The following is a 13,649-nucleotide window of genomic DNA, read 5'->3' as shown; positions in this document are numbered from 1 at the left end:
GTGAAGAGTTTAAAAAGTATTAAGAACTGGACACTTACAAAATCTTTAAAAAATAATAATTTTGGTTTTAAAAGAAATTATGTTTTAAGATTTGTCCCGTCATTACTATTAACAAACGCTTTTAAATCAATTTCCAGTTGGAAAAATTATAAAGCAACCCCACTATTAAAGCTTGAGAAATTACAAAAAAATTTAAAACTTAATAATGTTTTTTATAAAGATGAATCTAAAAGATTTCATTTAAAATCATTTAAAGCTTTAGGTGGAGCTTATGCTGTTGAAAAAATATCTAAAGGAAAAAAAAATATAATCATTTCCTCAGCAACTGCTGGGAACCATGGAAGATCCGTAGCATGGGGTGCTAAAAGGTTGGGTTTAAAATGTAAAATATTTGTTAGTCAATACGTTAGTGACACAAGAGTTAAAGAAATTAAAAAATTCGGAGCCAAAGTAATAAGAGTTAAGGGAGATTATGAAAATTCACTTAACGAATGTAAAAAGTTATCAAAAAAAAATAATTGGAAAATTGTTCAAGATGTTTCAACAAAAGAATATAAATTAGTTCCTCAACTTACCATGGCAGGGTATTCCATAATGATTAAAGAAATTTCTAAACAAACAAATCAATATATAACCCATATTTTCTTACAAGCTGGTGTTGGTGGTATGGCTGCTGGTGTAGTTGCTGGTGTTGCAAAATATTTTAAAAGAATTCCAAAGATCATAATTGTTGAGCCTGATAGAGCTGATTGTGTTCTTCAAAGCATAAAACACAATAAATTAAAAAAAATTAAAATTAAAAAGGAGAGCATCATGGGTGGTATGTCATGTAATGAAATGTCATATATTCCTTGGCAAATATTGAAAAAAACGAGCAATTGTTGTGTGTCTGTAAGTGATCGAAATATTGCTAAAACTGTAGCGATGTTGAAAGACAAAAAGCTTAGTAAAAATTCAATAATTGGTGGAGAGTGCTCTGCACCTGGTATTATAAGCCTGGTAGGCGTTTGTAATAATACTAAAACTAAAAAACTTTTAGAACTTAACGAAAATTCTAATGTTTTGGTAATAGGATGCGAAGGTAATGCAGATGTAAAACTTTACAAACAACTGTTATCTAAAGGCAGAAAATAAATTCATATGAAAAAAAATGCAATATTTTGGATTAGGGAAGATTTTAGAATTGAACATAATCCTGCATTATCTTTTGCGAGTCAAAATCACGATAACGTTGTAGCACTGTTTATTTATAATAAAAGTGATTTTGATAAAAAAAGGGAAGCACAAAAATGGTGGTTATATAAGTCTCTAGAGGAATTTAAATCAGAATTATTTAAATACAAAATCAATCTTCAGATATTAGAAGGAGACGAGCTAGATGTATTATCGAAAATTAAAAAAAAAGATAATATTTCTGTATATTGGAATAAAATATATGAACCAGATGTAATTGCTAAAGGAAAAAAAATAAGAGATGCTTTTCAAAAAAACGAAGTTGAGTTCAAATATTTTAAAGGAAATATTCTTAATGAGTTTCAAGAAGTAACTAAAAATGATGGTACACCTTTTAAAGTATTTAGTCCATTCTGGAGAAATGCTGAAGAGAAATATCTTAGTTTGCCCCCAAGCAAAAATTATATTGTAAAAAAAAAAGTTAAATTAATTTCTTTTTTTAAAAATAGTATTGAACCTAAAAACATTTTACCAAAAAAAAATTGGTATAAAAAATTTGAGAAATACTGGAAAGTTTCTGAAAATGATTCGAAAAAAGTTCTTAATAATTTAATTGAAAAAAAAATTAAAGATTATGGGACAGCTAGAGATTATCCATCAATAGAGGGTACATCAAAATTGTCTCCATATATTAAACATGGTCAAATTCACGTGAGTACTATTTGGCAAAAATGTAATGAAATAAAATCTAAAGGAATTGGCTATAGGAAATACATCAATGAATTAGGGTGGCGTGAATTTTCACATAGTTTAATTAATTATTTTCCCGAATTTTTAAAAGGTAATTATAGAAAAGAATTTGATAAATTTCCGTGGGTAAAAAATGATAAATTTTTGAAGGCATGGAAATCAGGAATGACAGGCTATCCTATTGTGGATGCTGGAATGAGAGAATTATATGAAACTGGATGGATGCATAACAGAATTCGAATGGTTGTTGGTTCCTTTCTTGTAAAACATTTAAGAATTAATTGGACTGAAGGTGAGAAACATTTCAGAAATTGTTTATTAGATTTCAATAAAGCAAATAATGTAGCTCAATGGCAATGGGTTGCTGGTTGTGGTGCTGATGCTGCACCTTACTTTAGAATATTTAATCCGATTTTGCAGGGAGAAAAATTTGATAAGGAAGGTTTATATGTAAAAAAATGGGTTCCTGAATTAAGCAAAGTGCCAAAAAAATTCATTCATAAACCATGGGAAATGGAATTAAAGTATCAAGAAGCTATAAAAACAATTATTGGCAGAGATTACCCAGGCCCTATTGTTGTTCACGAAAAAGCTAGAGCTGCAGCTCTTGAAGCGTTTCAATCTTTGAAGAAAAAATAAATTTAATTTTATTCTCCAATAAAATGATGAATTATAGTTCTTTTTTGAGCCTCTAATCTGTGTTCAAATAAATATATGCCCTGCCAAGTTCCGAGCAACAATTCACTATCTTTCACACTAAGAGAAATTTGATTATTTGTTAATGCCGATTTAATATGTGCAGGCATATCATCTTTTCCCTCCGTAGTATGAACATATAGTTTGTTGTCCATAGGAGCTAATTTATCAAAATAATTTATCAAATCTGTTTGTACATCTGGATCTGCATTTTCTTGAACAATTAATGAGGCGCTTGTGTGTTGAATACTTAAATTAAGAATACCATTTTTAAAGTTATTTTGACCAATCCAATGAATTGTATCATTAGTAAACTCATATAACTTTTGACCATTAGTCTTAATTTGAAGATTATAAAATTCTTGTTTCATCAATTATACTCCTTCGATGTAAGCTCATACAAACGACTAATGGTTCGTTTAAATGGTTTTTCTAACAATCTTGAAGAGGTAAATTGATCTAAATTTAGATCAGCTGTAACTGCTAATGAAATATTTTTATCATAAATTACATCTAACAAAGTGATAAAACGTTTTTGTTGATTTGAATTGACATCATTAAATTGAGGTATTTGGTCTATTACCATAAATTTACAGTTTTTAATTATTTCCAAATAATCTTCCGCTCCTAAATTTTGATCACAAAGTTGATTAAAGTCACATCTAACAATTCCCTCATAAAAGTTTTCTATTTTTAATTCTCTTCCCTTGACATTAACTGTTATTGAAGATTGTTTTTTATCCTTAGTTATGGTTCTAAAAAATTTATTAATCTTAAAATTGGTTTCTTGATTAAGTGGAAAAAAATATCTTTGTTTTTGATTATCATTAGATTTTCTATAATCATCCTCAATTTTTAATTCATGCTCGATTGATTGATCTTCCATTATTTTTATAAAAGGTATAAATTGTTCGCGTTGAAGACCTTCTTTATAAAGTTCTGAAATTTCAGTATTTGAGGTAAGAATAATTTTAATATCTTCTTTAAATATTTGTTCAAATAATTTTCCTAAAATCATTGCATCAACAATGTTTGTAACTTGGAATTCATCGAAATAAATTAATGAAGCTTTTGATTTTAAATTTTTAACAAATTGATTGATTACATTTTCTTCATTTTTTTCTTTTTGCTCATGGACAAAATCATGAAAACCTAACATAAATTCATTAAAATGCTTTTTTAATTTTTTTTCTTCAAGATGATCATAAAAGAAGTTTAAAATCATTGTTTTACCAACCCCTACACCACCATACAAATAAAATCCTTTTTTAGTTTTTTGTTTAGAAAATAATTTTGAAAAAAATGATTTGTAATTACTATTATGGTAATCTTCTAATTTTTTAATAACTTTGATTTGATAAGGATTAACTTCTAAATTTTGATTTTCACAATAAGATATGAATTCTTTTTCAAATTTTTTTGGCATCAATTTTTTTTAGTTTTAAAGTCAATACCATACTCTGATCTTGGTCCTTTCCTTAGCCCGAATGGACCTGAGATAAATAAAGTTAATGGTCTGGTTCCTGGTTCCAAATCTACTCGATGCAAATTATTTGCTGATCTAAAACCAATATACCCTGGTGGACGCCAAAACTTGCCAGTGCTTAATGTCTCCCAATAACCACCTCTTAAAATTATGGTAATATAAGGAAATGTGTGATTATGAACTCCTTCTCCATGGTCATCTGCTAGCATCTCATGAATTAATATATTGAATGGAAACCATTTAGGCCGATACCTCATTAAAACATAGTAACGGTTCATCCAAGGCTTTGCCTCTTTAAAATTAGGATGTGAAGGTCCTCTATCTAATACAACTTTTTTTCTGCCAATTTTTTCTAAAAATTTTAAGAACATGTTTAATTATATTGTACAATTGAACCATTTCTTACTACATATAAATTGTTATTAAATATAAACGGTTCAGATACCAGTCCACTAGAAACTTTTTCAATTTTTATTGTTTTTCCATCCTCAATCCCAGCTATGACCATCTTACCATCTGAGTTAGTTAAAAATAGGTTTTTGTCCCCAATTACAAAACCAATTGGATAAATATTTTTTCTTTTTTTATCTTTGTAATTCAGAAATAGATCTGTAATTCGAACTATATTGCCTTTATTTTTGTCAATTAAATATAAATAACCTTCATTAGAGATTGTAAAAATTAGATTTCCAACCAAAATAGGTTTTACATTGGAATTAACTTCATTTATCCAGTTTGTTGTTCCTGTTTTTAAATCAATAGAATAAAATTGATTTTTATTATTTGAAAAAAATACAGAATTTCCATCTGATACTAGTTGAGAAGTCTTAAAGTTATAAGTTTCATTTATTATCGAGCTGCTCTGTGTAGGTAGTTGCCATGTAATTAAACCTGTTTCAATATCTACAGCTGTAATATCTCCTATAGAATTATTGAAAATAACATTATCGTTTAAAATAATTAAAGAATATTTAATATTTGAAATTGTAAATGAGTCTTCTGTTTGCAAATTCCAACATTCAGAACCATCTTTAATTTTAAAACATCTCAATGTATTATTATAATCGATAACAAATATTTTATCTTTATGCTTTTTAATATTTGAATTAAATGGATAATCATTATTTTTGGACCAATTTAATTCTCCAGTACTAATATTAACAGAATAATATTTTGCTATGCTATCAGCTACTAAAAGGTTTTGACTATCTACTAAAAAATTAAGTTTTGGTTTTAATTTTTTTTCAGCTTTTGAATAGTAGTTTTTTTTCCAAATAACTTTCTGATTATTGTCATACCTAATAATTGTACCCTTTTTATCAAAAAATATTATTCCATTATTCAAAAAAATCGGCTCGAAATCTAATTGATTAAGTTCCTCTAGCTTTGAAAATTTAAAGTTTCCAATCTTTGTTAATTCACCTTTGTAATTTTGCAAACCAAGATTATTTTGATTTTCATAATTTTTATTATTTATTTTTATTGATGACAGATCTAATTTTAAATCTCTATTAAATTCTGAAACACTAAGATTTTCCTCAGCAAAAACTTTTGTTATTTTTTTATCTGCTTCTAATTTATTTTCTTTATCTTTCCAAATTCTTGAGTTTTCGTTAAATGAGCAGTTACTAAGAAAAAATAATACAATTAAAGTAAAAATTAATTTATTCACTCAAGTCTCTGTTCAATCTTTTTTCTGCTTGAAGCCTTATATCTGGGTTTGAATTTTCTAAAGCTATTATTTGGTTGAAAAATTCTTTAGCTTTTTGTTTTTGATTATTTGCATAAAAATATTCTGCCATTAAATATAAAGAATGTGATTTCCAGACACTTTTGGAATTGATCAGTGGATTTAATATATTTAAAAGATCACCCTCTTGTGCGTTATCTGCATTGTAAAGTGCCTTCTTGTATATAATTAAGTTGTTAATCTCACTGTCTAATGAAGTATCTTTTATCAATATATCAAATAATGAATTGATTTTGGACTGATCACTTACAAGATTATTATCAATGATGAAATAAAGAGATAAAGGTGAATAAGTTGGATCTTTTTTGTTTATAATTTCAATCAGACTACTAGCTGTTTTTTCTTTTGTTTTGTCAGAATAATCGATGATTATTGAATTATAACTATCTGAGATATCTTTTTTTTTATTAATTAAATATTTATCGTAACTAAAAACACCAAATATAATAATTATTAAGATAATTATACCTGAAATTATTTTATTTTTATTATTTACAAAAAAATTCTTAATTTTTTCATTTCTAGTATTGGTATTTATAATTGATAAATCTTCATCCATAATTAAATCATATTCCTTAAAACGTACTGCAGAATACCTCCATTTTTATAATACTCTAATTCATTTTTTGTATCAATTCTGCATAAAGTTTTAATTTTCTTTATTTCGCCTGAAGCATATTTAATTTCAACTGTCACTTCATCTGAAGGATGAACACCCTTTTCTATATTTAGAATACTAATTAATTCAGAACCAATTAATTTTAGATTTTTTCTATTTACATCTTCGATAAATTGTAACGGTAATATTCCCATTCCAATCAAATTAGATCGGTGGATTCTTTCAAAACTCTCTGCGATTACTGCTTTTATCCCAAGTAATTTTGTTCCTTTAGCTGCCCAATCTCTAGATGATCCGGTTCCATACTCTTTTCCACCAATAACAACCAAATCTGTTCCTCTTTTTTTATATTCAACAACCGCATCATAGACAGGAAGAACTTTTTCTTCTGGGTATAACTTTGTAAAACCACCTTCTGTACCTGGAGCCATTTCGTTTCTAATTCTTATATTTGCAAAAGTTCCTCGCATCATAACTTCATGGTTACCTCTTCTGGAACCGTATGAATTATAATCTTTAGGTAAAATTTGGTGTTCCATGAAATATTCACCAGTTGGACTATCTTTTTGAATACTGCCAGCTGGCGATATATGATCAGTTGTAACCATATCACCTAAAATTAATAATGGTCTTGCGTCCTTAATTTCTTTAAATCCTTCTGGTTTATCTGGTAACGAGTCAAAAAACGGAGGTTTTTTAACATATGTTGATCCCTCATCCCAATTATAGATGCTGCTTTTATCAGTTTTAATTTTTTGCCATTGAGTTGGGCCCTCTGAAACATTTGAGTATCTTTTTATAAACATGTCAGCATTAAGTGAATCTTTTAAAGTTTCTTCTATTTCTTTATTTGAAGGCCAAATATCTTTTAAAAATACATCTTTTCCTTCTTTATCTTTTCCCAATGGATCTTTGTACAAATCAACCTCCATATGCCCAGCTATTGCATATGCAACAACAAGTGGGGGTGAAGCTAAATAGTTAGCTTTTATATGTGGAGAAATTCTTCCCTCAAAATTTCTATTTCCAGATAAAACTGAAACAGCATAAATATTTTCTTTTTGGATAGCTTCTACAATATTTTCTGGAAGTGGTCCTGAATTTCCAATGCAAGTAGTACAGCCATACCCAACTAAATTAAAACCAAGCTGATCTAAATAAGTGTTTAATCCAGCTTTCGCCAAATAGTCTGTAACTACTTGAGATCCAGGTGCTAAAGAAGTTTTTACCCAGGGTTTAACCTGCAAACCTTTTTCAATAGCTTTTTTAGCTAATAGTCCAGCCCCGATTAAAACATTTGGATTAGAAGTGTTAGTACAAGAAGTTATTGCAGCAATTAATATTGAGCCATCTTTAATTTCGTAATCTGTATTTGATACTTTCGAAATTGACTTTTCATTTTTATTTGTAGCTTCCTGCAATACTTTTTGAAACGAACTAGGTGCATCTGTTAACAGAACTTTGTCTTGAGGTCTTTTAGGTCCTGAAATAGTTGGTACGACTGTGGACATATCTAAAGATATAATGTCAGTAAATTCTATTTCGTTACTCGCCCATAAACCTTGTTCCTTGGCATAATTTTCTACGATATCAACAGTTTGTTGATCTCTTCCAGAAAATTTCAAATACTTTAATGTTTCTTCATCGATAGGAAAAAAACCACAAGTAGCACCATATTCTGGTGCCATGTTTGCAATTGTTGCTCTATCCGCTAGTGTTAAATTTTTTAAACCCTCTCCATAAAACTCAACAAACTTACCAACCACTCCTCTATCTCTTAACATTTTAACAACAGTTAACACTAAATCAGTTGCAGTAGTTCCTTCTGGCATTTTGTTCTTCATTTCAAAACCGATGACTTCTGGTATTAACATGGAAATTGGTTGACCTAACATTCCTGCTTCAGCTTCAATTCCTCCAACACCCCATCCTAAAACAGATAAACCATTTACCATTGTTGTATGACTATCCGTTCCAACTAAAGTATCTGGAAAAAGATATTTTTCACCTTTAAATTCTTCTGACCAAACAACTTTTGACAAATATTCAAGATTTACTTGGTGACAAATTCCTGTTCCTGGTGGAACTATTCTAAAATTATCAAATGCCTGCTGTCCCCATTTTAAAAAAGAATATCTCTCACCATTTCTTTCAAATTCTATATCAACATTTTTTTCAAAAGAATCTGCTTTTGCAGATTGGTCGACTTGCACAGAGTGATCAATTACAAGATCAACTGCAGACAGTGGATTTATTGTATTTGGATCTTTGTTTTTTTCTTTAACTGCTTCTCTCATTGCAGCTAAATCTGCAACCGCAGGTATTCCTGTATAATCTTGAAGCAAAACTCTTGCTGGTCTATATGCAATTTCAGTTTTAGATTTTTTTGTCTTTAGCCAGTTTTTAATCGCCTCTATTTGAGATTTTGTTACACTTAAGTCGTCTTCGTATCTTAATAAATTTTCTAGTAAAACTTTAAGAGATTTTGGAAGTTTATCTATTCCATTAAGTCCATTTTTTTCTGCTTCATTTAATGAGTAATAATTATACTCCTTGTCATTGACTGTGATTTTTTTTAGTGATTTATAAGAATTTTTGTTTCCTGGGGTCATATTATAAATAAAAAGTTATTATGCTTGTTAAAAGAAGCAGTGACATAGCATAATTAAAGTAATTAATAAATTTCTGATTTGTCGCAAATTTCCTGAAAAATTTACCTAAGAAGGTCCACAGAGTTATACTGGTCACTGAAACAATTAAGGCCATAATGATAATTTGAGTCGTATAACTTAAAAAGGTTTCTCCTGGATTAATATAAGTTGAAACAAGAATAATTGATGCAATAACGCCTTTAGGATTTAAGAATTGAAAAATAAAAGTTTCATGAAACTTAATTGGATTTTTGTTTTTATTTTCCTGATCAGAAGGTCCTGAAAAAGAAATTTTGTATGCTAAATAAATTAAAAATAGAGTTCCTAAATATTTCAATACCTCTTGAGTTAAAGGATAAAGTTTAAAAATATTTATCAACCCTAGAGCTAAACATAATAACAAAAATGGAAATCCTAAAGTTACACCAATTATATGTGGCAGTGTTCTAAGAATACCAAAATTGAAACCAGAATAGAAAGCAACGAAATTATTTGGTCCAGGAGTAAATGCTGCAACAATTCCAAATAAAGTTATAGAAAGAATTTCAGGATGCATTATTAAGCAATCGGTAATCCGTTTTCTGCCTTTTGAGAAGGATGAACAAGTGTAACTTTGCCATCGGCATCAATTGCCCCTAAAACCAATACTTGAGAAACTATTCCAGCAATATTTTTTTCAGGAAAATTACAAACAGCAATAACCTGTTTTCCTTTTAAATTCTCCTCATTATAATAATGGGTAATTTGAGCCGAAGATTGTTTAATGCCAATTTCGCTTCCAAAATCAACTTCAACCACTAAAGATGGCTTTCTCGCTTTTTCATTTTTTTTTACAGAAATTACAGTACCAATTCTAATATCTACTTTATCAAAATCATTATAGGTAATTTGCTCTTTAATCATAATATAATATAGTGTTTTAAGTTTATGAGTATAGATAACAATTTATATGAAAAATCAATCAAGATTTTAACTGACTTAATCGCATTTAAAACTATCTCAGGTCAAGATAACAGTAATTTAATTGATTATTGTGAAAAAATTTTAAATAACATCGGAATAGATACTTTCAAAGTTTATGATGATGATAAAAAAAGAGTAAATCTTTTTGGAACTCTAAAAGCAAAAAATCAAAGCATAAAAAAACCAATCATATTATCTGGTCACACTGATGTGGTTCCCGTATCTAAAGGTTGGAGCAGTGATCCATTCGTTGCAACTATTAAAAATGATAAATTATATGGAAGAGGCTCATGTGATATGAAAGGTTTTATTGCATGTACACTTGCTTATGCACCTATCTTCAAAGAAAGTAATTTAGATAGAGACTTACATTTCTGTTACACATTTGATGAAGAGACCGCATGTATTGGAGCCCCTTTATTGATAGAGGAATTAAAAAAAAGAGAAATCAAAAATGGAATTTGTATAATTGGTGAACCAACTAAAATGAAAATTATTGACGCCCACAAAGGTATGAATGAATACACAGTTCACTTTGGAGGACTTGCGGGACATAGTTCTAAACCACATTTAGGAGTAAATGCAGCTGAATATGCTACTAGATATGTTGGAAAACTTTTAGAAATTAGAGAAGAATTAAAAAAAAGAGTTCAAAAAGATAGTATTTTTGATCCTCCACATTCAACTTTATCAATTGGTGGAATTAAAGGTGGTATTGCTCATAATGTCATTGCAGATAAATGTAGTGTTGAATGGGAAACAAGACCAGTTGTAAAAGAAGATGGAGAATTTGTTACAAAAGAAATTGATAAATATGCAAATGAAGTACTTCTACCAGAAATGAAAAAAGTATTTCCAGATTCTTATATCGAAAAAGAAGTGATAGGTGAAGTTGTTGGTTTTAACAGATTAGATGAATCTGAAGCATGTGAATTTGTATCAAATATAACTGGTGATAATTCTAGAGAAGTAGTTTCTTTTGGAACAGAAGCTGGTTTGTTTCAAGAATTAGGTATCAGTACTGTTGTTTGTGGACCTGGATCGATAGAACAAGCTCACAAAATTGACGAGTTTATAGAATTAAATGAAATGAAAAAGTGCCTTAAATTTTTAGAAGGTGTGAAAGATAAATCAGTAAATTAACTCCAACCACCCACTGCTTTTACCTCTAAAAACTCCTCTAAACCGTGTTCACCTGCTTCTCGACCTATTCCAGAATGTTTGAATCCACCGAAAGGTGCATCAACTGCAATACCAGCTCCATTAACATCAACCATTCCAGATCTTAATTTTCTCGCAACTCTTTGTACTTTTTGAGAGTCTTGGGTTTGAATATAGTTTGTTAGTCCATAAGCAGTATCATTTGCGATTTTAATTGCGTCCTCTTCTGTTTCAAAAGGAATAACAGATAAAACAGGTCCAAATATTTCTGTTCTTGCAACTTCCATATCATTATTTACATCTGCAAAAACAGTTGGTTTAACAAAGTAACCTTTGTCTAATCCATCAGGTTTACCTGTTCCTCCAGCGACCAATTTTGCACCTTCATCTATTCCTTTTTGGATTAAAGTTTGTATTTTATTATATTGAGTTTCTGAAATAACTGGACCTATATGTTCTCCTTCTTTTTTAGGATCACCCACCTCAAAACTTTCAGTATATTTTTTTAATCTCTCAATTGCCTCACCATACATAGATTTTTCAACTAACATTCTTGTCGGTGCATTACAAGATTGTCCAGAATTTCTAAAACATCTAAAAGCACCTCTTTCAATAGCTTCTGGATCAGCATCTTTAAAAATTATATTTGCACCCTTGCCTCCTAATTCTAAGCTTACTCTTTTAAAATCTTTAGCAGCATTTTGTGAAATCAAAGCTCCTGCTCTTGTTGATCCAGTAAAAGATATCATGTTAATATCTGGATGACTTGTGAGAGCATTACCTGTTTTTGCTCCATCACCATTAACTAAATTGAACACACCTTTTGGAAATTTTACTTCATCAATAATTTCAGCAAGTATCATTGATGAGAGTGGTGCTAATTCTGATGGCTTTAAAACCATTGTGCAACCTGCAGCTATTGCTGGCATTACTTTTAAACAAACTTGGTTCATCGGCCAATTCCATGGAGTTATTAATGCACAAACACCTTTTGGTTCATAAATTAATCTTTGGTTAGGAGCATGATCTCCTAGCGGTTTTTCAAATTCAAAATTTTTTAAATATCTAATAAATGATTTGATATGACTTGCTCCTGTACCTGCTTGTAATTTTGTTGCAAAATCTTTTGGAGCACCCATCTCAAGAGTTATAGCTTCTGCAATATCTGCCCATCTTTTCTTATAATTTTCATAAAGTTTTTCTAATAATCCAATTCTTTGTTCTTTGGAAGAAAAGGCCCAAGATTCATAGGCATCTTTAGCTGCATTAACAGCAATATCAACATCAGCTTTGTTCCCTAAAGTAATTACTGCACAATTTTCTTCTGTAGCAGGATCAATTACTTTAATTTCCTCAGAACTATTTGGCTTAACCCACGCTCCATTAATGTAAAAATTTTTTTTGTCTAACATGCTTTGACGTTACCCTTTCTTTATGTTTTTGCAAATAAATTAGTTAATTCATAAACAATAGTTGCTGCTGCTAAAGAAGTTACTTCTGCATGATCATATGCTGGGGAAACCTCAACGACGTCTGCTGAAACCAAATTTAATCCAGACAAACCTCTTAAAACATTTACCATTTCTCTTGTAGTCATCCCTGCAATTTCTGGTGTACCAGTACCTGGAGCAAATGCAGGGTCTAAAACATCAATATCAATTGATAAGTACAATGGATTGTCTCCCACTCTTTTTCTAATTCTTTCTGCTATTTTATCAGTTCCTTCTGTTTGAAACTCATCACAATGAATTATTTTAAATCCAAAACTTTCATCATTTTTAATATCATTTCTACTATAAAGTGGTCCTCGAATTCCAACATGCATAGAAGCATCATCTAAAAATAATCCTTCTTCTCTAGCTCTTCTGAATGGAGTTCCGTGAGTATAAGGTGCACCAAAATATGTGTCCCAAGTATCTAAGTGGGCATCAAAATGAACTAAAGATACAGGGCCCTTATTTTTTTTATTGATTGCTCTTAACAATGGTACTGCAATAGTATGGTCTCCACCTAAACTTATAATTCCTCCAACCTTATTTAATAAATCTGTTGCACCTACTTCTATTTGTTTAATTGCTTCATCAATACTAAATGGGTTGCAAGCGATATCACCAGCATCAGCTACTTGTTGGATTTTGAAAGGCTCAACATCATAATTAGGATGATAATTAGTTCTTAAATGTCTAGAAGCTTGCCTTATGCTTTGTGGACCAAATCTTGCTCCGGGTCGATAACTTGTGCCAGCATCAAACGGAATTCCAACAATTGCAACGTCACAACTTTTCACATCTCTTAGTTCAGGTAATCTTGCAAATGTGCTTGGGCCAGCAAATCTTGGAACTTTAGTTCCGCTAACTGGTTGAATTGGATTTTTATTTCTTTCTTTTTTCATTTTTTAAT

At 29.8% G+C, this 13,649-nt stretch carries 13 protein-coding genes; 3 read left to right on the top strand and 10 right to left on the bottom strand.

What is annotated here, in order from left to right; translation table 11 throughout:
• The gene (locus tag ACTT9Y_RS00695; RefSeq protein WP_440932569.1) at positions 1-1,134 is read left to right on the top strand and encodes a diaminopropionate ammonia-lyase; all 1,134 of its coding nucleotides are present in this window, start codon (positions 1-3) and stop codon (positions 1,132-1,134) included.
• Between the two features lie 6 nt (positions 1,135-1,140).
• Positions 1,141-2,562, top strand: a complete 1,422-nt coding sequence (locus ACTT9Y_RS00690) for a cryptochrome/photolyase family protein (RefSeq protein WP_440932568.1) — start codon at positions 1,141-1,143, stop codon at positions 2,560-2,562.
• A gap of 8 nt (positions 2,563-2,570) precedes the next feature.
• Here the strand turns inward: ACTT9Y_RS00690 and ACTT9Y_RS00685 are convergent, their stop codons facing one another.
• The 8 genes from ACTT9Y_RS00685 to ACTT9Y_RS00650 are packed head-to-tail and all read right to left on the bottom strand — an operon-like array spanning position 2,571 to position 10,025.
• Positions 2,571-2,990 (bottom strand): secondary thiamine-phosphate synthase enzyme YjbQ, encoded by a 420-nt coding sequence (locus ACTT9Y_RS00685; RefSeq protein ID WP_023854184.1) that lies wholly within the window; start codon positions 2,988-2,990, stop codon positions 2,571-2,573.
• The gene (zapE, locus tag ACTT9Y_RS00680; RefSeq protein ID WP_440932567.1) at positions 2,990-4,045 is read right to left on the bottom strand and encodes a cell division protein ZapE; all 1,056 of its coding nucleotides are present in this window, start codon (positions 4,043-4,045) and stop codon (positions 2,990-2,992) included. Before zapE ends, ACTT9Y_RS00685 begins: the two co-directional genes overlap by 1 nt.
• Positions 4,045-4,476: a hypothetical protein gene (locus ACTT9Y_RS00675; RefSeq protein ID WP_440907600.1), complete on the bottom strand. Its 432-nt coding sequence runs from the start codon at positions 4,474-4,476 to the stop codon at positions 4,045-4,047. Before ACTT9Y_RS00675 ends, zapE begins: the two co-directional genes overlap by 1 nt.
• A gap of 2 nt (positions 4,477-4,478) precedes the next feature.
• A complete protein-coding gene (locus ACTT9Y_RS00670; protein WP_440932566.1) occupies positions 4,479-5,777 on the bottom strand; it encodes a PQQ-binding-like beta-propeller repeat protein in 1,299 nt (432 codons plus the stop codon).
• Complete coding sequence (locus ACTT9Y_RS00665) at positions 5,770-6,414, bottom strand: hypothetical protein (RefSeq protein WP_440932565.1); 645 nt, start codon at positions 6,412-6,414, stop codon at positions 5,770-5,772. Before ACTT9Y_RS00665 ends, ACTT9Y_RS00670 begins: the two co-directional genes overlap by 8 nt.
• Positions 6,415-6,416: 2 nt before the next feature.
• On the bottom strand, positions 6,417-9,086 hold the full coding sequence (gene acnA / locus ACTT9Y_RS00660) for an aconitate hydratase AcnA (RefSeq protein ID WP_440932564.1): 2,670 nt from the start codon (positions 9,084-9,086) through the stop codon (positions 6,417-6,419).
• Position 9,087: 1 nt separating this feature from the next.
• Complete coding sequence (locus ACTT9Y_RS00655) at positions 9,088-9,681, bottom strand: LysE family translocator (RefSeq protein WP_440932563.1); 594 nt, start codon at positions 9,679-9,681, stop codon at positions 9,088-9,090.
• Positions 9,682-9,683: 2 nt separating this feature from the next.
• On the bottom strand, positions 9,684-10,025 hold the full coding sequence (locus ACTT9Y_RS00650; protein WP_440908614.1) for a tRNA-binding protein: 342 nt from the start codon (positions 10,023-10,025) through the stop codon (positions 9,684-9,686).
• 27 nt (positions 10,026-10,052) lie between these two features.
• Between ACTT9Y_RS00650 and argE the strand changes: the two genes are divergently transcribed.
• Positions 10,053-11,231, top strand: coding sequence for an acetylornithine deacetylase (gene argE, locus ACTT9Y_RS00645; protein WP_440932562.1), 1,179 nt, complete (start codon positions 10,053-10,055; stop codon positions 11,229-11,231).
• Here the strand turns inward: argE and ACTT9Y_RS00640 are convergent.
• Together ACTT9Y_RS00640 and speB are read right to left on the bottom strand one after the other, a co-directional pair.
• Positions 11,228-12,661, bottom strand: coding sequence for an aldehyde dehydrogenase family protein (locus ACTT9Y_RS00640; RefSeq protein WP_440932561.1), 1,434 nt, complete (start codon positions 12,659-12,661; stop codon positions 11,228-11,230). The genes argE and ACTT9Y_RS00640 overlap by 4 nt on opposite strands.
• A gap of 20 nt (positions 12,662-12,681) precedes the next feature.
• Positions 12,682-13,641, bottom strand: coding sequence for an agmatinase (gene speB / locus ACTT9Y_RS00635; RefSeq protein ID WP_440932560.1), 960 nt, complete (start codon positions 13,639-13,641; stop codon positions 12,682-12,684).
• Positions 13,642-13,649: the final 8 nt, after the last annotated feature.

This window comes from Candidatus Pelagibacter sp. (genome assembly GCF_052049995.1).
Classification (GTDB): domain Bacteria; phylum Pseudomonadota; class Alphaproteobacteria; order Pelagibacterales; family Pelagibacteraceae; genus Pelagibacter.
This window is presented reverse-complemented; position numbering and strand designations above follow the sequence as displayed.